This is a genomic window from Gracilibacillus orientalis, assembly GCF_900114645.1.
In the GTDB taxonomy this organism is placed as follows: domain Bacteria; phylum Bacillota; class Bacilli; order Bacillales; family Amphibacillaceae; genus Gracilibacillus; species Gracilibacillus orientalis.
In genome coordinates, this window is the sequence record NZ_FOTR01000004.1 from 238,928 (window position 1) to 256,991 (window position 18,064).

Below are 18,064 nucleotides of genomic sequence, written 5' to 3' on the forward strand. Positions count from 1 at the left end.
CATGAAACAAGCAGTAATAGAATTTGAAAATGGAGAACGAATCGTTATGGAGTTATTTGAAGAAGCGGCGCCAAATACGGTGGCGAATTTTGAGAAATTAGCAAATGATAAGTTTTATGATGGAGTTATATTTCATCGTGTGATTCCAGGATTTGTTGCCCAAGGCGGTGATCCGACAGGTACTGGAACTGGAGGACCTGGATATACAATAAAATGTGAAACAGAAGGTAACCCGCATAAGCACGTAGCAGGTTCATTATCGATGGCACATGCTGGTAAAGATACTGGTGGCAGTCAATTTTTCTTAGTGCATGAACCACAACCACACCTTGATGGTGTTCATACTGTATTTGGCCAAGTAACTGAAGGTATGGATACGGTGCTTCGTATCCGTCCAGGAGATGCCATGAAAAATGTACAAGTGTCAGAAGTGTAAAATAGAATCTGCAGTTGCCATAATTAGATAAAGATTGACATCCAAATAGGAATATAATATTGTAAGTGAAGGAAAGCTCATATTCTATGAACTCGAAGGAACGATAGATATGCGTAAAAAAAATGGTATACTTTTTCTAGTTTTATTAATTTTAAGTATTATATGGGGTTGTTATTATTGGTTTGGAATTGTATTTTCTTCCTAGTAATTGGAAATGATTAATAGTAACGACTTTTGTATGAAAACATAACATATCCATATACGAATTGTTATGAATAATGAGGGGTTCAATATGTTAATTCGCTTTAAAAAAAGATTTGAAAAAATAGCAATGGGATTACTTTCCTTTATGCCCGAAGAAAAAGAAGTATCAAAGCTTCAGGATACAATTAAAGAATACGAAACAAATGATGTTTGGCAATTGTTTCTTTGGAAAGAAGAAGAAGATGTCCTAGGGGCTATTGGAGTATATCTGGATAAGGAATCTGAAACTGCTGTTGTTCAGCATATAACTGTTAATCCGTCCCATCGTAACTTGGGAATAGGAAAGAAAATGGTCAATGCTTTAAAAAAACATTATGGTGCAACTTATGAAGTGCTTGCTAATAAACAGACTGAAAAATTTCTACAAAAATGCAATGCAAATACGGATGAATGAAATCGTAAAGAACCTTTGCTAATCATGAAGTAGCAAAGGTTCTTTTACATAATGAAAGTTATTCTTTTAACCTATGGAAAAGCTTATCGCCGAAAATGACGATAAGCTATGGTAAACTTTATATTAGCACCAAGCTGCACCAACAATGATTAAAAGAATGAACAACACAACGATTAAAGCAAAACCGCCGCCGTAAGAGTATCCCATTTTCAAACCTCCTAAAGATTTAATTAATCAATTATAAAATTGATCTCTCGAGATTAATGTATGCATTTTTATTTATATGGTATAGGCGTTTATAATAAATAGCCTATAAATTTGTTATTTTAGTGTTGGAGGTATTCATATGCCCGACCATTATCACGTTAAATTAGAGACGTTTGAAGGTCCTTTAGATTTATTATTACACCTAATCAATAAATACGAAATTGATATTTATGATATTCCGGTCAAAGAGATAACTGTACAATATATGGCTTATATTCATACGATGCAACAATTGGAACTTAATATTGCAAGTGAGTACTTAGTGATGGCAGCAACATTACTGGAAATCAAAAGTAAGCTATTATTACCAAACCCCACTGTTGAAATTGAAGAAGAATATGAAGAGGATCCGCGTGAAGAGTTAATGCGCCGTCTTGTTGAATATCGAAAGTATAAAGAAGCTGCGGAACATCTTAAAGAAAGAGAAGTGGAACAAAGCCAAGTGCATACAAGACCACCACTTCAACTGGGGAAAGAAGAATCATATCAATTACCAGAAGGTGCTGCTAATATATATGACATGATGGAAGCAATTGGGAAAGTGCTAGAAAGGCAAAAATGGAATCGACCAATGGAGACTTCGGTTCAACGTCAAGAAATCCCGATTGATCAACGGATGGATGAAATCATGGAAAAAGTAAATCAATTCGAACATCCCATTTCTTTTTATCAACTTTTCCCAAGCAAAACAAGAACGTATATTGTTTCAACTTTTATTGCGATATTGGAATTAATGAAACAAAAAAAGATAAATTGCAAACAGGAAAAACAGTTGGATGAATTGATCGTATATCGTTACCAGTCTTAATGATTGATGGAGGTTACCAAGTTGGATATAAATGATATTAAGGCGATTATGGAAGGTTTAATATTCGCTGCAGGAGACGAAGGCATACATAAGAAAGAAATGCGAAAAGTGTTAGACTTAGATAAAGACATGGCTGACCACTTAATCAATGAGTTAAAGTTTGAATATGAACATGCTAAACGAGGTATTATGTTGATGGAATCACAACAAGTACTTTTTCTGACTACAAAGCCAGAGCATAGTGAATATTTTACAAAATTGAAAGAAACTAAAGTTCAAGCTAAGTTATCACAAGCAGCATTAGAAACACTAGCGATTATTGCCTATTTGCAACCGATCACTAGAACGGAAATTGAGCAGATCCGGGGAGTTAAAAGTGAACGTCCATTACAAACCCTTATCTCCAGAGCGTTAATTGAGGAAGTCGGTCGTAAAGAAGGAATAGGGAGGCCGATATTGTTTGGATCGACTATCGGATTTTTAACTTATTTCGGATTAAGTTCTATTGACGATTTACCACCATTACCTGAAGATATTAATGAAATAGATATAGAACAAGAAGCAGACCTATTCTTCGATCGGCTGCAAAATATGAACGACTAACCCTGTGCTTACCAAAGTTACAGGGTTTTGTTTGTTTTCTAGTCATATGCACTGCTTGTCTGCATAGAATGGTACAAACGTATTTGCAAAGTGAGATGAGGTGTGTCATGCGACCGATTATTTATAGTATTGCTTTTATATTAATATTTGTATTATTACCGCAACCGAATGTAAAAGCAACGGTAGAGGTTTCAGCAGAAAGTGCTATTTTGATGGATCAAGAGACTGGAAGAGTGCTATATGAAAAAAATGCGGATAATCCAACGCTCATTGCAAGTATAACCAAAATAATGACAGCGATTATAGCGATTGAGTCGGATAAATTAGACGAAAATGTCACTATTTCTGATAATGCAGTATCAACAGAAGGTTCATCTATTTATTTAAAAAAGGATGATAAAATCAGATTAGAGGACCTTGTCTATGGTCTCATGTTAAGGTCAGGTAATGACGCAGCAGTAGCTATTAGTGAGCATGTTGGTGGCAGTCAAGAAGGCTTTGCATACTTAATGAATGAAAAAGCCAGGTGGATCGGTATGACCAATAGCCATTTTGATAACCCTCATGGACTTGACTCTGAAAACCATTACTCAACAGCATATGACATGGCACTTTTAACTAAATACGCTATGGATAATTCTATTTTTAGAGATATTTCAGGTACTTCATCTTATCAATCTTCTGCCCGAGATTATGCCTGGATAAATAAAAATAAATTGCTCACTCAATTATATGAGTACAGTAATGGTGGAAAAACCGGTTATACAAGAGCTGCTGGAAGAACACTTGTATCTACAGCTGAAAAAAATGGACAAACTTTAATAGTGGTGACGTTAAACGCTCCAAGTGATTGGCAAGATCATATGCATTTATTTGAATGGGGATTTGAAAAGTTTCCCTTACGAAAATTACAAGATAGATCCACCATGACATTACAAACAAATAAGAAAGATACAATTACAGCAGAAATACAAGAACCTATCTATTACCCTTTAGCAGAAAACGAAAAGAGCAATATTAGCTATAAAAATTATGTTAGTCGCACGCCTTCAGATTTTGACAAGATTGGAAAGAGAGTTTTCTATCTAAATGATGAGGCAATTACGGCTACATCACTTTACCTCTCCTCTCCCGAAGAAGAGGAAGATAATACGTTCTGGGCTTCATTTCGAGAACAATTGAAACGATGGTTTGGTGATAATAGTGATTAATGTGATATGGGCATTAATGGCGATCATTGGTATTATTTATGCGATGTTTAATGGAACGATGGAACAAGTAAATGAGGCTTTGTTTGAAGGAGCAAGTGATGCTGTTACGTTGGTGATCAGCTTAGCAAGTGTATTAGTTTTTTGGCTGGGTATGATGAGAGTTGCTGAGCAGGCAGGTATACTGAGAGGATTTGCGAAACTATGCAGACCGGTTGTGAGACGATTATTTCCCGGAATTCCAGATGGCCATCCTGCAATGGGATATATCCTCGCCAACTTTTCTGCTAATTTATTCGGATTAGGAAATGCAGCTACTCCAATGGGCATTAAAGCAATGGAAGAGATGAAAAAAATCAGTAAATCTGATCATGCAAGCAATTCCATGATTACATTTCTAGTCATTAATACTTCCAGTCTTACACTGGTACCAACAACAGTAATTGCCATTCGTATGGAGTATAGTTCAGCTGCGCCGACTGAAATAGTAGCGAGTACGATTTTGGCAACTTTTATTACAAGTGTTTCAGCGATAACGATAGATCGTATTATGCAAAAATCGCGACAAAATTGAACGTCACGGTTGCGGTTTTAAGGAAGGGAGTCTAAACATGGTCGAATGGATGACGGTCATAAGTATCTGGTTAGTTCCAGTGACTATAATGATGATTTTAATTGTGGCCATTATTAAAAAAGTTCCAGCATACGAGGTGTTTGTGGAAGGTGGGAAAGAAGGCTTGAAAATGTCGATTTCTCTTCTTCCTTTTTTATTAGGAATGTTAGTTGCAATTGCTATACTTAGAAGTTCAGGAGCATTAGATGCTTTTATCAGCTTATTACAACCTATCTTATCAAAGGTTGGGATACCGGCGGAAATTGCACCATTAGCAATATTACGTCCCATTTCTGGAACAGCCGCTTTAAGTGTAACAACTGAAATTATCAAAACCTATGGACCTGATTCATTTTTAGGTAGACTGGCATCTACTATGCAAGGAAGTACGGATACTACTCTCTATATATTAACGGTCTATTTTGGTGCAGTTGGTATTAAAAAAATGGGAAATGCTTTAAAAGTTGGACTGATTGCGGATTTTATTGGTATAATAGTTTCAGTAATAATTGTTTCGTGGTTGTTCTTGTAGTAGCGCTCGGTTTAAAGCGCTACTGTTTTTCATGTAATGTAAGAAAGTATAAACAGAGATGTCTAGCTCCAAGCGCCAAAAACTAGGCGACTTCACGAATCAGCCTACGATAAAGAAGACTTGCCGATTGGTGAAACTAGAGGCTTAGTCGCCCTTATGCCTTTAGGTGAAAGTCATCATCGGTTCGTAAACTCACCGTGATTCCTTTATCTCAGTTGATTCGCTCCAGTCGCTCTTGTTTTAATCAAGCGCTTTGCGCTTTTCTTGTATACGAAATAAGTGACACGGTTAACAATGGTAACATAAATCCTGAAAGAAAGTGTGAGCATAATATGGAACGATTGCAGAAAGTAATTGCCAAAAGTGGCATCACTTCTAGAAGAAAAGCAGAGAAAATGATTGTTGATGGCCTTATAGAAGTAAACGGCAAAGTAGTAACAGAATTAGGATCAAAAGTAACGGATCAAGATGAAGTGAAAGTAGAGGGAGTCCCAATTGAAAAGGAGAAATTATTATATTTTCTTTTCTATAAACCACGTGGTGTGATTACTAGTGTATCCGACGATAAACATCGGAAGACGGTGACTGATTATTTTGAAGAATATGAAGAAAGGCTTTATCCTGTGGGTAGACTGGATTATGATACGTCAGGCATATTAATTATGACCAATGATGGCGATTTTACAAATTTATTATTACACCCGAGTCATCAGATTAATAAAGAATATATCGTAAAAACAGATGGTATACCTTCTAAAGAAAAATTACAATTATTTAAGAAGGGAATTCGTTCTGAAGGAGATATACTAAAAGCAAAACAAGTAAAGGTAATGTCAACTGAGCACAAGAAAAATACGGCGATCATTAAAATCGTTTTACATCAAGGTAAAAACCGACAAATAAGAAGAATGTTTGAAGCGATCGGAACTCCGGTTCGGAAACTAAAACGAGAACAGTTTGGTTTCTTAACATTAGACAGTTTAAATGCTGGTGAACATCGAGAACTCACACCACAAGAAGTTGCCGAGTTAAAGAAATTGGCTAAGTAATTGTTAAATAACTGTCACAATTTTTGATCATCGTAAATGGTACAATGATCGAAGGGAGTGGGATCAATGAAAAAGATTGAACAAGCGAAACAAAAAAAACAAATAAAGAAGAGAAATCGCTTTATTTTTCGATCTTCCATATTAGTAGTACTTTTCGGAGCTTTATTGTTTGCAGTTGTTTCGAATCTAATCGCTGAAGAAGAAGCAACGCTTGATATAGGCGATAAAGCAAAAGATTTTCAACTAAAACGCGTTGCAAACAATGAAGATGCGAAAAAATCAACATTACAGCTTTCTGATCTTGAGGGTAAAGGTGTTATGTTAAATTTCTGGGCTACCTATTGTGAACCTTGTGAAAGAGAAATGCCTTATATGGAGAAATTATATCCGAAATATCAAGAGCAAGGAGTAGAAATTGTCGCTGTCAGTGTGGATGCTACAGAATTAGTAATCGATAAGTTTGTAGACCATTATGACTTGTCATTCCCAGTACTTCATGATAAAGATAGTCAAGTGTTGGATGCTTATGGTATACGACCATTACCTACTACTTACTTCATTGACGAGAATGGTGTAGTGGTAGAACGAGTATTAGGTGAACTTTCACTTGAACGATTAGAAGGTTATTTACAACAGATTGTACCAAAGGAAACGTGAGGGGTTTCAATGAGCATAATAAAATGTAGTACATGCGGTCATCAGAATAAAGAAGGAACTACCATTTGCGAAAAATGTGGAAAGCCGTTAGATTATGACCAACAAGGTACATTATTAAATATGCGATATGATGGAAGTGCGATTCGGTCGAAAACGAAAAATCGTTCGATAGTAGATAAAATATGGAATTTCTTTTCGTCAATTAAAGTAGGCGTATCATTAATTGCCATTGCTTTGATTGCCTCTGCTCTAGGAACGATATATCCTCAGAAAATGTATATTCCGCAAAATATTGATCCTGCTTTACATTATCGGGATCAATATGGATTATCAGGTCAAATTTTTTATCAATTAGGTTTTCATAACTTATACAACTCCTGGTGGTATATGGTATTGATAGCCTTGATCGGTATTTCTATTTTTATCGTAAGTATCGACAGAGGAGTGCCATTATATAAAGCATTAAAAAATCAAGCAATTAAACGACATCCTAATTTTCTAAAAAGGCAGAAATTGTTTGGAGAATATAAGGACTATAATGAAGAAGATAAAACTGATTTTATAAACAAATTAAAAAAGCATCGATATAAGATAACAGAAAACGACGGACACTTTCTTGCGGAAAAAGGTAGATTTTCTCGCTGGGGTCCATATGTGAATCATTTAGGACTTATTATCTTTTTATTAGGAACATTGTTTCGCTTCATACCTTTTATGTATGTTGATGACTTTGTGTGGGTAAGAGAAGGCGAGACAGCAGTTATACCAAGTACTAATCAACAGTATTACATAAAAAACGAAGAATTTATTTTTGAGACATATGGTAATGATGATGAAGATGCTATCTTTGAAGCAGCTTTACAAAATACAAGTGGACCTGTGCCGAAGCATTTTGAAACTAGCGCCATTATTTATGAGGATGTATCAAAAGATGTGATAGGATCTGAGCCAGAATTAAAAGAAATCAATAGTGGAGAAATCATTGTAAACGAAGCATTAAAAATAAATGATTTAGCACTTTACCAAGATAGTTATCAATTAAATGAGTTTCAGACGATGTCCTTTAAATTACATGAGGCAGATGATGAAGAGGAAGCAGCTATTGCGGAGTTTACAGTCGATTTAACTGATCCAGAGAGTGAATATGAATTTGATAATGGCTACCGTGTTGAACTAAATAGATTTTATCCGGAATATGAGTTAGATAATGGCCAACCAAGGTCGATATCTAATTATCCCCGAAATCCAGGGTTTGTCTTTTTTGTACATGGTCCTGATATCGAAGAACGTGAAGCAAGCTTTTTGGCAATTGGTCAAAATATACCTTCAGGTGATAATCAGTACAAGCTTAGCTTAACTGACTTTGGTGTTCGTGATGTCAGCGGGTTAACAGTTAGGAAAGATCTGACTCTTCCTATTATCGGATTAGGTGCATTTATTTTCATGATAGGAGTCATACAAGGGATGTATTGGCAGCATCGAAGGGTTTGGATTCATCAAGGGGAAGATAGAATATATATAGCTTGTCATACGAACAAAAATTGGTATGGTTTAACAAAAGAATTGGAGAAAGTTATAGATGGGACATCTTTTACCATGGTGCAAGATCAGGAAAAGAATAATGATACGTAACTCGTTACCGTTTGTGGTGATGCAAGGAGGAGAAAGTATATGGATTTATTATCTTTAAGTAGTGGCTTGTTGTATACTGCTTTTGTGATTTACTTAATCGCATTTGTCTTTTTTGCTGCTACAATTAAAGACAAACAGCAAGAGAAGCAGTTCACATTGATGAACAAAATAGCAATTTCCACCACTATATTAGGTTTTATTGCACAAGTCGGTTACTTTATTACTAGATGGATGGCAAGTGGACATGCACCAGTTAGTAACATGTTTGAGTTTGTTACATTTTTCGGCATGATGCTTGTATTGGCGTTTACTATTCTATATTTTATATATCGTATTGAATTATTGGGTTTATTCGCCTTACCTGTAGCATTATTAATTATTGGTTATGCAAGTATGTATCCAAAGGAAGTCTCACCACTGGTCCCTTCATTGAAAAGTCATTGGTTGTACATTCATGTTACAACGGTTGCGTTAGGTGAGGCGATTCTAGCAGTTAGTTTTGTTGCTGGTATTATCTATTTAATCCATCAAATTAACCAATCCAAGACTACTGTGAAAACTACTTGGCTGGAAATCATTATGTATGCTATTTGTGCAACATTAGGATTTGTGATTATTACGACGATTTTTTCATCAATGGATTATAATGCAACATTTTCTTATGCCGTTGATGAAGAAGAAATGACGTTGGAATATCAGTTGCCAGCATGGTTTGGGCCAGAGAACGGGGAACTGGTAACAGACGATAAGATGGATGCTGTTTTTACTACACCAGGATGGATGCATGGTGCAGAAGCGCCTCGTAAATTGAATACACTAGTATGGTCTTTAACTGCTGGTTTATTATTATATTTGATCTTGAGAATCAGTTTAAGAAAAAGAATAGCTGCGGCCATCCAACCTTTACTTAAAAAAGCAAACCCCGAATTATTGGATGAAGCTTGTTACCGAGCAGTTGCCATTGGATTTCCAGTATTCACCTTAGGCGGATTAATTTTTGCAGCGATTTGGGCACAAGAAGCATGGAACAGATACTGGGGTTGGGATCCAAAAGAAGTATGGGCACTTATTACTTTCTTTTTCTATGCTATTTTCTTACACCTTCGTTTATCACGAGGGTGGCATGGTGAGAAATCAGCATGGTTAGCTGCGATTGGATTTGCTATCATTATGTTTAATCTGATAGTTGTTAACCTAGTATTAGCCGGTTTACATTCGTATGCATAAAAGTATTTGCTGAAAGTACAAGTGATATTTGTCTCTTGTGCTTTTTGCCTATATACTATGAAGAGATAGGGGGGAGAATGATGGAACAGGAAACGAAGAAAATTCTTGTTGTGGATGATGAAGATAGAATTCGCCGTCTATTAAAAATGTATCTTGAACGTGAAGGTTTTGAGATCGATGAAGCGGAAGACGGAGAACAAGCCCTAAAGTTAGCTTTGACTGAAGATTACGAAGTGATTTTACTGGATCTTATGATGCCTGGGAAAGATGGCTTAGAGGTATGTAAAGAACTGAGAACCAAAAAGACGACACCCGTTATTATGCTCACAGCTAAAGGTGAAGAGTTAAGTCGAATTCATGGCTTTGAAGCCGGGACTGATGATTACATTGTGAAACCATTTAGTCCACGTGAAGTGGTGTTAAGGGTCAAAGCATTATTGAGAAGATCCACTAGTTCTAATGCTATAAATACATCAAACCGGTCGAAAGATTTGATTGAATTTCCACACCTCTTAATTGATAATGATGCACATCGTGTTCTAGCAGATAATAAGGAAGTTAATTTAACACCAAAAGAATACGAGCTGCTTTTATTTCTAACTAAAACACCTGATAAAGTTTTTGAAAGGGAAGAATTACTTAAAGAGGTATGGAAATATGAGTTTTTTGGTGATTTACGAACAGTGGATACGCATGTGAAACGGTTAAGAGAAAAACTAAGTAAGGTTTCAACAGATGCGGCGAAAATGATCGTAACGGTATGGGGTGTCGGATATAAATTTGAAGTAACACAAAACTAATAGAATATTGATTGTTTAGTGGTGTAATGCTTAATAGGGAATTTGGTGTAAATCCAGAACTGTCCTCGCAACTGTAAGTGTAACGAAATAGCTAATATGTCACTGTACGGTAAATTTATGTATGGGAAGACGCTAGAGTAGAACAATACACATAGTCAGGAGACCTGCCATTAAACATCTATTCATGCTTCGAGGAATTAAGCATGTGGAGTGTAGTATCATATACATACTTTAACATAGCTTTTATCCTCAACGATTATAAAATTGAGGAGAATGAAAATATGAAACATATGAAACAATTAATTATTATTACTATTTTAGCGATAGTAATGACTGCTTGTGGAAATTCAACTACATCGGATGAGGAAGTATCCATCTCATTAACTATTACGGATCAAACATCCGATACAACGATCAGCGATGAAGATTTTACTGTACAATCGGGAACAACTTTACAAACTATCTTAGAAGACAATTATGAAGTGGAAGTATCTGATGATGGCTTTCTTACTGCCATAGAAGATTATCAACAGGACACTGAAGAGAACATCTTCTGGACATATGAAGCAAATGGTGAAATAGTAAATGAGGGAATTGCAGATTATCAAGTAGAGGATGAAGATCATATTACATTTGATCTTCACGAAGTAGAGTGATACGTTGAACACCTATAAACTAACACTTATATCATTATTAGCAGCTGTTTGTGTTATAGGAAGAATCACTTTTCAATTTATACCAAATATACAACCTGTAACTGCAATTATCATTATTACCGGTGCTATGCTAGGTGTTTTACCAGCTATATGTATTGCCGTCATCACGACATACATTACAAATCTCTTTTTAGGTATGGGAATTTGGACTATTTGGCAAATGACGGGATGGGCAGTAATAGGACTTACTGCTGGAATTATAGGCAAATATACTAGACAAAAGCAAATGTTACTATTAACTATTTTTTCATTTTTTGCAGCATTTATTTATGGGTTGATTGTTAATCTGGGTACATTTACATTTTCTGGAAATTTCGTCGTGTATTATCTAGCCGGCATCACATTTGATATTGCGCATGCCATAGGGAATGTTGTTTTTATGATCCTTTTATATCCAGTATTAGTTAGAGTATTCCGGCATACTCAACGATTATTTTGATAAATTACTACCACAGTATTGATTACTGTGGTATTTTAGTTTTGTATACATAATTTCAAACTGATTTGTAACGTTTTGATAAAAATTTCGACAAATAGTATAAGGTGAGGGGGTCTTGAGATGAAGACCACTTTTGAGGAACTATATTACAAATATCATCAGGATTTATTTCAATTTATATTTTATATGATAAAGGATAAACAACAAACAGAAGATATCGTTCAAGAAGTCTATATAAAGGTATTAAGTTCGTATCAGAATTTTAAAGGTGAAAGTTCGGAAAAGACGTGGCTTTTTTCGATCGCAAGACATGTAACGTTTGATTATTTTCGGAAATTAAAAAGAAAAAGAACTAAATTCTTAGAATTTTTTAATTGGGGTGAAGAAGGAGAGCAACTTAAATCTGATTATCAAGAGCCAGAAGAATATGTTATGTTAGATGACCAAATGAAACAGATATATCAATGTATGGAGTATTGCACCAATGATCAAAAACAAGTCATTATTTTACGTTTTATGCAAGACTTTAATATAAATGATACGGCAGAAATCTTAGATTGGTCGACCAGCAAAGTAAAAACTACTCAGCATCGTGCGCTAAAAGCCCTGCAACAATGTATGATGACCTCGTATAGAGAGGAGGAAGGCTATCATGAAGAATCATAAACCAAATGAAGAACAGCTAAAAGAACAACTACGAAAATTACCTAAAATGGAAGATAAACGTTCTAAAGAAGAGATTTATAAACAAATTGAATTAAAAATATATCCAGATGAGGAAGCTACTCGGAAGAAACGGTCCTTTGTTTGGATTCCGATGATTGCTACTGTTTGTGCAGCATTGTTAATTTTCGTAATTATACAGGGGCAAGATTTTTCGAAGAATTATGATCAATCAACTTCCGAACTGGCAGATGAATCAAGTATGGATTCTTCAGAAAAATTTGATAATAGTAATGATGAAATAGCTACTTCAGAAGAAGCTGATGTAATGGAAGAAGCAGAAAGTTTTAATGAAAACGAAATGCATGACACTGCATATCGTTATCTACTTGATACGGATGATACGCAATCCGCCAGTTATATGGCATTTTTGACAGAACAAGCACAACACATTGTTCCTGTTACCATTTTGAACAATAATTTTTCTTATAGTCATATTAGCGAGTATATCAATTTAGAAGAAAATGGCTTGTACGATATCGGTATTAGTGATATGCATTTTGAAAGAGATGATAAACAGGTACGTGCAACATTCACAGATTCCTTTGAATTGCAGCAAAGCGGAAGTAATAGTAGCAATTTTGATAAGATAATAACGTTTATGTTTCAACCATTAGGGGTTGAGGAGATTCAGTTTGAGAATCGCGATCCAATTTTAAATGAAGTAGATATGAGCAATAATCTTTATCCACTAAGCCCAATAGAACAAGTACCTTATAAAATATATCAATATAATACTGGTTTAGATTGGTTTGCTGCAAAAAACGATGGTACATTTAAGACATTAACTGTTGCCTTAGAAGAAATGAAAATAGCTGAACCTGAATTCAATGTGAGGCCTTCTATACCTGAAGATACGGTGATTGATACAAAGGATCAGACTGCTGACCAAGTATTTGTTTCACTGTCATCTGACCAAATTGGAGAAAATCAAAGTACCGTTCAAATGATTGAAGCGATATTAGCTACTGCATCTACTTATGGATATCAGGAAGTGCTTTTTAGTATCGGTATGGATCAAATTGGTAAATATGATTTATCTCAACCAATTCAAACAACCGATCAAATTAATGTTATTCAATGAAGTAATAAAGGATACTTTCCAGAACCGAGCGCCTATTAAAGACTGTAAAAAGCTACCGAAAATAACCGATCTGACCCCTTATTCGCACTAGATATAAACTGTGAAGTAATGAAAGTTTTGTTTGTTCTAAGTAGTGCAGTAATTAGATGTGCGGTAATCTAAGACATAATTTTGAAATATATCGTGATGATAACTACCACTCCGGCTGCCCGCTTCCCTTTCCGTGGGGTTTTCCCTTCAGCTAACTTTTTCGAGTAAAAACCGCTCGTAAAAGTGGATCTTCAGGTCAAACAGGTCCCACAGGAGTGGAAGTGGGCGGCCTTCGTTAAGATATGCTCCACAACACTAATCCGAAATCAATCAGTCGATTTCTCCCACATTTGTAGCATAAGAGGGTACGGCTATGCTAAGAGGCATTCACAACCGATTAGCACTGTAATAAAACAGAAAAGTTTAGTTCCATGAGTTCATTTCTTTCTATAATCAGAGAACAAAAATAGCGCAGGCAGAATACGGAGACTCCTATGGGAACAGCACGAGCCGAAGACCCCGCAGGAAAGCGACTTTTGCTTTCCGAGGAGGCTAAGGCCGTGCCCATGGAAAGCGCAGTGTTCTGCCGGAGCGAATGGATATCACTCACCTCTAGCAAATCTATAAAAGTATTACTTCGCAGTTTATGTTTTTTGTGAACGTTTTGTCCTTTTAGAAAAAATAAAGAATAGGGTAGTAACACTCCCTATTCTTTCTGATATATTTTTACTGATTCTGTGGGACAGCTTTCGTGTGCATCTAAAAGATCTTCTTCTACATCAGATGGTACTATTGTCTCTCCTTTATTATTATCGAGATGGCTGTATGCTACTCCTTCGTCGTCATAATCGAATAAATCAGGAGCGATTGCACCACATACCCCGCATGCAATACATGTTTCTTTATCTATCCACGTATAATATGGCATTAATCGCCACTTCCTTTTCTTTCTTATATTCTAGCTATTAGATTATCAAATACTTTAGTAAGTTACAATGATGTTGTATTCAAATCTCACAATAATTGTTAAAATATATATAGCTTAAATTGAGGTGTTCACATGTTTGAATGTATTTTATTAGATAGTATCATGAAGATAAATGGTGAACGAACAGTATATAATATATTTCACTTGTTATCGGCGAAGAAATCTACTCAAACGATACAAGACAGTAATTTATTTGGTTTAACCAACTATTTTGGGGTATATAAACCATTATCGAGACAAGCATTTAATAAGGAAATCCGACGATTAAATCATAATCAATTTATTACGTTGAATATTGATCAACAAACCGTACATATTACTGATAAAGGGCATAATTATTTTAATCAGATCAAAGAAGAACATAAGCATTTTTTTCACCTGAACGGTGCAGAATTTCATCAAACGGCAGATCAATTTTCAAAACATTTGCTACTATTTATTCAAACCTTGACTCATTTACATCAGAAAAACCAACGATTTATACCGATTATCGAGGATATTGAAACCCAACAGTTTGTTAAAAAAGTATGGAACAAACAACAACAACTGGGTACCGAAAAAATATTGAAATCTATTTATCAAGATTTAACCATTATATTAGAGACTTTCCCAGACTCTCATGCAGGAGCTTTTGTTGATAGTTTAACCTCAGTAAAAAAAGTAGGACTTAGTAGATATCAGATTGCTAAGAAATATAATATTACAAGTCACAATGTATATTTTTCTTTCATGAACATTATTCACGCTATATGTAAAGCAATCGAGACGAACCAAAGTCTAACATTTCTTCCACAATTATATCCTGTTCATAAAAATCAGATGTTATTAAGTGATTCGGCAAATCAGACGTTCTATTATTTACAACAAGGACTATCGATTGACGAAATTGCCAATGTCCGCACCTTACGAGTAAACACCATAAAAGATCACATTGTCGAACTCGCATATATTTACAAGACACTGAATTGGACAGGATATATGACAGAACAACAGTATCTATTGGTTAAAGATACACTAGCAAAATTGCAATCAAAAAAATTAAAGGATATTAAGAGCGAGTTGCCAGAATCAATTAGTTATTTTCAAATTAAACTGGTGATAGCCTTAGGCGGGCGAGAGAATTTGGGGGAAAATCACTATGTCTGAATCACAATTAGAACAGAATTTACAAGCCAATTTTGGTTTTTCGACTTTCCGACCAGGACAGAAAGATATCATAGAGGCAGTTCTAAATAAACGGAATGTCTTTGCAGTCCTGCCAACCGGAACAGGGAAATCTCTTTGCTATCAGTTACCAGCTATGATGTTATCCGGAACTGTAATTGTTGTATCTCCTTTACTATCATTAATGACTGATCAGGTTAAACAGCTAAAGGCCACCGGATTTAAAAAGGTAGCTGCACTAAATAGCATGCTGTCATATCAAGAAAGAGAAATGCTATTACAACAAATTGACTCCTATAAATTACTATATTTGTCACCGGAAATGCTTCAGAGTAAGCGAATTATATCGAGAATTAAACCCCTTAAGATTAGCTTATTTGTAGTCGATGAAGCGCATTGTATATCTCAATGGGGCCATGAGTTTCGACCAGACTATCTAAGAATAAAGCAAACTCATCAATTATTACATAAACCACCGTTATTAGCACTGACGGCAACAGCAACACCTGATGTCCAACAAGATATTATACAAGCATTACAAGTACCTGATGTAGACAAATTCATCTACCCAATGGATAAGCCTAATATCTCCTTGGTAGTGGAACAGGTAAATCATGTGAAAGAAAAAGAAGATAAACTTGTAGAGATAATCCAGCATTATCCTGTTCCTACTTTAATTTATTTTTCTAGTAGAGATGAAGCGGCTAGAGTAGCATCATTATTACAAGCGAAAGTACTTGACCGAAATATCGCTTATTATCACGGTGGCTTAGATAATCAAGATCGATTGTTGATTCAACAACAATTTATGAACCACCAATTAGATGTAATTTGTTGTACAAATGCTTTTGGGATGGGCATTAATAAAAAAGATATCCAATTAGTGATTCATTATCATTTTCCATCTCAAATCGAATCATTTATACAGGAAATAGGTAGAGCAGGGAGAAATGGCCAGGAATCCGTTAGTGTAACACTTTATCATGAGTATGATCGTATCATTCCGCAACGTTTACTTGATACAGAATTACCTGACATTGTAGTTGTTAAGCAAATGTTACGACAGATTTACAACAGTGATGTATCTTATGAAGATGTAAAAGACGAATTTATCTTGAAAGTAAATGGTATGGAACCTCATTGGCGATTTTTCCGGTATCAATTAGAAAAACTTAAGATAATAGAACATGAACAATTTAATATAACAAAAATTTCGTATCAGGATGCGGTTATTGCATTACAAAAAACAATAGAAAAACGCTATCAATACAAATATAATAAATTAAATGAAATGTTACAATGGCTTCATACGAAAGGGTGCAGAAGAAAAGAGCTGTTTACACATTTCCAGGAGCATATTCAAGAACCAACGAATATGTGTTGTGATTATTGTGATTTTCAATGGGAGAACTGGCAACCAGTTTTTGAACAAAGTAATGATACTAGTCAAAGCTGGCAAATCAGTTTGAAAGAGATATTATATCAAGGAGAATAAAATGCAAAAAAGTCAAGCAGAACTTATCAAATTACTATCAAGCAAACAATTGAAAAAACAAGTGTGGATATCTCAGACGATTCTTGGGCTGATCGCAGTTATTTTAGCTTATTTTTTATTAGACGATTTGCAAATCATATCTTCATTCTTTTTTTGGGACTTTTATGATTGGGCCGTTTTTGGTGTTTTTTCTGCTTTTGTAATAGTTTTACTGGATGTAATATTAATGAAAGTCTTTCCGAAAAAATGGTGGGATGATGGCGGTATAAATCAGAAAATTTTTCAAGAAGGCTCTTATACTGAAATTATTTTATTATGTTTCGCCATTGCTTCTGTTGAAGAATTGTTATTTAGGGGTGTGATCCAAAGCAATTTTGGTATACTGATTGCGAGTATTCTTTTTGCAGTTATTCATATTAGATATTTATCAAAAATGGTCCTGTTTATTGCGATTACAGGATTGAGTTTTTGGATAGGTTTTGTGTTTCATTGGACAAGCAATCTGTTCGTGGTAATCACGCTACATTTTTTAGTGGATGTTATATTGGCTTTGTTAATTAGGACGGGGAGGTTTCGTCATGCATCTTAATCAAAGAGATGACCAGGCAGCATCTTTAAGAAATCAAGTTGAGCAGCAACAAACGACACAAGATGATACAGATTCTTTACCACCTAGGAATGAAGTACATCAAAATAGCAAAACGAAGGTTAAATGGAAGATTTCTTTTCCTTTTATTCGGTTTATTTTAATATTGTTAATTGTGATCATCCTCTTATTGTTAACAGTTAAACTTTGGGGTGAACATCAAGCAGAACGAACGGATAATTTATTTTCCATTTCTGATCTACATTACGGGAATACGAATTTTGCATATCATATTGTAGAGGATAATCCAATTGATGTTGAAACTATAATTGATTGATCAGCGAAAATA

General features: G+C 35.1%; 22 protein-coding genes and 1 riboswitch. Of the genes, 20 read left to right on the forward strand and 2 right to left on the reverse strand.

The window, feature by feature from the left end:
- The first annotated feature begins 1 nt into the window (after position 1).
- Both BM121_RS09530 and BM121_RS09535 read left to right on the forward strand, forming a co-directional pair.
- Positions 2 to 436 (forward strand): peptidylprolyl isomerase, encoded by a 435-nt coding sequence (locus BM121_RS09530; protein ID WP_091483404.1) that lies wholly within the window; start codon positions 2 to 4, stop codon positions 434 to 436.
- Between the two features lie 292 nt (positions 437 to 728).
- The gene (locus tag BM121_RS09535) at positions 729 to 1,094 is read left to right on the forward strand and encodes a GNAT family N-acetyltransferase (protein WP_091483405.1); all 366 of its coding nucleotides are present in this window, start codon (positions 729 to 731) and stop codon (positions 1,092 to 1,094) included.
- A 123-nt stretch (positions 1,095 to 1,217) separates the two neighbouring features.
- Here the strand turns inward: BM121_RS09535 and BM121_RS09540 are convergent, their stop codons facing one another.
- Positions 1,218 to 1,301, reverse strand: a complete 84-nt coding sequence (locus tag BM121_RS09540; RefSeq protein WP_100360315.1) for a YjcZ family sporulation protein — start codon at positions 1,299 to 1,301, stop codon at positions 1,218 to 1,220.
- Between the two features lie 139 nt (positions 1,302 to 1,440).
- On the opposite strand from BM121_RS09540, the gene BM121_RS09545 reads away from it, so the two are divergent.
- The 14 genes from BM121_RS09545 to BM121_RS09610 all read left to right on the forward strand — a co-directional run bounded on the left by BM121_RS09545 (position 1,441) and on the right by BM121_RS09610 (position 13,452).
- Entirely contained in the window at positions 1,441 to 2,169 is a 729-nt protein-coding gene (locus BM121_RS09545) for a segregation/condensation protein A (protein WP_091483407.1), read from the forward strand.
- Between the two features lie 21 nt (positions 2,170 to 2,190).
- The gene (gene scpB / locus BM121_RS09550) at positions 2,191 to 2,772 is read left to right on the forward strand and encodes an SMC-Scp complex subunit ScpB (protein ID WP_091483408.1); all 582 of its coding nucleotides are present in this window, start codon (positions 2,191 to 2,193) and stop codon (positions 2,770 to 2,772) included.
- Between the two features lie 107 nt (positions 2,773 to 2,879).
- A complete protein-coding gene (locus BM121_RS09555; protein ID WP_091483409.1) occupies positions 2,880 to 3,983 on the forward strand; it encodes a D-alanyl-D-alanine carboxypeptidase family protein in 1,104 nt (367 codons plus the stop codon).
- Positions 3,976 to 4,554 (forward strand): nucleoside recognition domain-containing protein, encoded by a 579-nt coding sequence (locus BM121_RS09560; protein WP_091483410.1) that lies wholly within the window; start codon positions 3,976 to 3,978, stop codon positions 4,552 to 4,554. Before BM121_RS09555 ends, BM121_RS09560 begins: the two co-directional genes overlap by 8 nt.
- Positions 4,555 to 4,591: 37 nt before the next feature.
- Positions 4,592 to 5,125 carry a spore maturation protein gene (locus tag BM121_RS09565; protein ID WP_091483411.1) on the forward strand — a complete coding sequence of 178 codons (534 nt, stop codon included), beginning with the start codon at positions 4,592 to 4,594 and terminating at the stop codon, positions 5,123 to 5,125.
- A 332-nt stretch (positions 5,126 to 5,457) separates the two neighbouring features.
- Positions 5,458 to 6,174: a pseudouridine synthase gene (locus BM121_RS09570; protein ID WP_091483412.1), complete on the forward strand. Its 717-nt coding sequence runs from the start codon at positions 5,458 to 5,460 to the stop codon at positions 6,172 to 6,174.
- Between the two features lie 66 nt (positions 6,175 to 6,240).
- On the forward strand, positions 6,241 to 6,831 hold the full coding sequence (gene resA / locus BM121_RS09575) for a thiol-disulfide oxidoreductase ResA (RefSeq protein ID WP_091483413.1): 591 nt from the start codon (positions 6,241 to 6,243) through the stop codon (positions 6,829 to 6,831).
- A gap of 9 nt (positions 6,832 to 6,840) precedes the next feature.
- The gene (locus BM121_RS09580) at positions 6,841 to 8,463 is read left to right on the forward strand and encodes a cytochrome c biogenesis protein (protein WP_091483414.1); all 1,623 of its coding nucleotides are present in this window, start codon (positions 6,841 to 6,843) and stop codon (positions 8,461 to 8,463) included.
- Positions 8,464 to 8,502: 39 nt separating this feature from the next.
- Complete coding sequence (gene ccsB, locus BM121_RS09585; RefSeq protein WP_091483415.1) at positions 8,503 to 9,690, forward strand: c-type cytochrome biogenesis protein CcsB; 1,188 nt, start codon at positions 8,503 to 8,505, stop codon at positions 9,688 to 9,690.
- An 80-nt stretch (positions 9,691 to 9,770) separates the two neighbouring features.
- Positions 9,771 to 10,490: a response regulator transcription factor gene (locus BM121_RS09590; protein WP_091483416.1), complete on the forward strand. Its 720-nt coding sequence runs from the start codon at positions 9,771 to 9,773 to the stop codon at positions 10,488 to 10,490.
- 2 nt (positions 10,491 to 10,492) lie between these two features.
- Positions 10,493 to 10,676, forward strand: a riboswitch (cobalamin riboswitch).
- A 95-nt stretch (positions 10,677 to 10,771) separates the two neighbouring features.
- Positions 10,772 to 11,146 (forward strand): DUF4430 domain-containing protein, encoded by a 375-nt coding sequence (locus BM121_RS09595; RefSeq protein WP_175495380.1) that lies wholly within the window; start codon positions 10,772 to 10,774, stop codon positions 11,144 to 11,146.
- Between the two features lie 4 nt (positions 11,147 to 11,150).
- On the forward strand, positions 11,151 to 11,645 hold the full coding sequence (locus BM121_RS09600; protein ID WP_091483418.1) for an ECF transporter S component: 495 nt from the start codon (positions 11,151 to 11,153) through the stop codon (positions 11,643 to 11,645).
- A gap of 120 nt (positions 11,646 to 11,765) precedes the next feature.
- The gene (locus BM121_RS09605) at positions 11,766 to 12,311 is read left to right on the forward strand and encodes a sigma-70 family RNA polymerase sigma factor (protein ID WP_091483419.1); all 546 of its coding nucleotides are present in this window, start codon (positions 11,766 to 11,768) and stop codon (positions 12,309 to 12,311) included.
- Positions 12,298 to 13,452, forward strand: a complete 1,155-nt coding sequence (locus BM121_RS09610; protein ID WP_091483420.1) for a GerMN domain-containing protein — start codon at positions 12,298 to 12,300, stop codon at positions 13,450 to 13,452. The genes BM121_RS09605 and BM121_RS09610 overlap by 14 nt, the downstream gene beginning before the upstream one ends.
- Before the next feature lie 736 nt (positions 13,453 to 14,188).
- Here BM121_RS09610 and BM121_RS09615 read toward each other — a convergent pair.
- Positions 14,189 to 14,410 carry a ferredoxin gene (locus BM121_RS09615; RefSeq protein ID WP_091483421.1) on the reverse strand — a complete coding sequence of 74 codons (222 nt, stop codon included), beginning with the start codon at positions 14,408 to 14,410 and terminating at the stop codon, positions 14,189 to 14,191.
- A gap of 132 nt (positions 14,411 to 14,542) precedes the next feature.
- Here BM121_RS09615 and BM121_RS09620 point away from each other — a divergent pair, with 132 nt between their 5' ends.
- Genes BM121_RS09620 through BM121_RS09635 form a run of 4 tightly spaced genes read left to right on the forward strand, consistent with a single transcriptional unit; the run spans position 14,543 to position 18,052 of the window.
- Complete coding sequence (locus BM121_RS09620; protein ID WP_091483422.1) at positions 14,543 to 15,616, forward strand: YpbB family protein; 1,074 nt, start codon at positions 14,543 to 14,545, stop codon at positions 15,614 to 15,616.
- Positions 15,609 to 17,129, forward strand: a complete 1,521-nt coding sequence (locus tag BM121_RS09625) for a RecQ family ATP-dependent DNA helicase (protein ID WP_091483423.1) — start codon at positions 15,609 to 15,611, stop codon at positions 17,127 to 17,129. Before BM121_RS09620 ends, BM121_RS09625 begins: the two co-directional genes overlap by 8 nt.
- Before the next feature lies 1 nt (position 17,130).
- Entirely contained in the window at positions 17,131 to 17,718 is a 588-nt protein-coding gene (locus BM121_RS09630; RefSeq protein ID WP_091483424.1) for a CPBP family intramembrane glutamic endopeptidase, read from the forward strand.
- Entirely contained in the window at positions 17,708 to 18,052 is a 345-nt protein-coding gene (locus BM121_RS09635) for a hypothetical protein (protein WP_091483425.1), read from the forward strand. Before BM121_RS09630 ends, BM121_RS09635 begins: the two co-directional genes overlap by 11 nt.
- The last annotated feature ends 12 nt before the right edge of the window (positions 18,053 to 18,064 follow it).

What these genes read in the sequence shown, in the direction of transcription:
- BM121_RS09530 (WP_091483404.1), top strand. Translation starts at nt 2, where the DNA reads ATGAAACAAGCAGTAATAGAATTTGAAAATGGAGAACGAATCGTTATG.
- BM121_RS09535 (WP_091483405.1), top strand. Translation starts at nt 729, where the DNA reads ATGTTAATTCGCTTTAAAAAAAGATTTGAAAAAATAGCAATGGGATTA.
- BM121_RS09540 (WP_100360315.1), bottom strand. Translation starts at nt 1,301, where the DNA reads ATGGGATACTCTTACGGCGGCGGTTTTGCTTTAATCGTTGTGTTGTTC.
- BM121_RS09545 (WP_091483407.1), top strand. Translation starts at nt 1,441, where the DNA reads ATGCCCGACCATTATCACGTTAAATTAGAGACGTTTGAAGGTCCTTTA.
- BM121_RS09555 (WP_091483409.1), top strand. Translation starts at nt 2,880, where the DNA reads ATGCGACCGATTATTTATAGTATTGCTTTTATATTAATATTTGTATTA.
- BM121_RS09565 (WP_091483411.1), top strand. Translation starts at nt 4,592, where the DNA reads ATGGTCGAATGGATGACGGTCATAAGTATCTGGTTAGTTCCAGTGACT.
- BM121_RS09570 (WP_091483412.1), top strand. Translation starts at nt 5,458, where the DNA reads ATGGAACGATTGCAGAAAGTAATTGCCAAAAGTGGCATCACTTCTAGA.
- resA (WP_091483413.1), top strand. Translation starts at nt 6,241, where the DNA reads ATGAAAAAGATTGAACAAGCGAAACAAAAAAAACAAATAAAGAAGAGA.
- BM121_RS09580 (WP_091483414.1), top strand. Translation starts at nt 6,841, where the DNA reads ATGAGCATAATAAAATGTAGTACATGCGGTCATCAGAATAAAGAAGGA.
- ccsB (WP_091483415.1), top strand. Translation starts at nt 8,503, where the DNA reads ATGGATTTATTATCTTTAAGTAGTGGCTTGTTGTATACTGCTTTTGTG.
- BM121_RS09590 (WP_091483416.1), top strand. Translation starts at nt 9,771, where the DNA reads ATGGAACAGGAAACGAAGAAAATTCTTGTTGTGGATGATGAAGATAGA.
- BM121_RS09595 (WP_175495380.1), top strand. Translation starts at nt 10,772, where the DNA reads ATGAAACATATGAAACAATTAATTATTATTACTATTTTAGCGATAGTA.
- BM121_RS09605 (WP_091483419.1), top strand. Translation starts at nt 11,766, where the DNA reads ATGAAGACCACTTTTGAGGAACTATATTACAAATATCATCAGGATTTA.
- BM121_RS09610 (WP_091483420.1), top strand. Translation starts at nt 12,298, where the DNA reads ATGAAGAATCATAAACCAAATGAAGAACAGCTAAAAGAACAACTACGA.
- BM121_RS09615 (WP_091483421.1), bottom strand. Translation starts at nt 14,410, where the DNA reads ATGCCATATTATACGTGGATAGATAAAGAAACATGTATTGCATGCGGG.
- BM121_RS09620 (WP_091483422.1), top strand. Translation starts at nt 14,543, where the DNA reads ATGTTTGAATGTATTTTATTAGATAGTATCATGAAGATAAATGGTGAA.
- BM121_RS09625 (WP_091483423.1), top strand. Translation starts at nt 15,609, where the DNA reads ATGTCTGAATCACAATTAGAACAGAATTTACAAGCCAATTTTGGTTTT.
- BM121_RS09630 (WP_091483424.1), top strand. Translation starts at nt 17,131, where the DNA reads ATGCAAAAAAGTCAAGCAGAACTTATCAAATTACTATCAAGCAAACAA.
- BM121_RS09635 (WP_091483425.1), top strand. Translation starts at nt 17,708, where the DNA reads ATGCATCTTAATCAAAGAGATGACCAGGCAGCATCTTTAAGAAATCAA.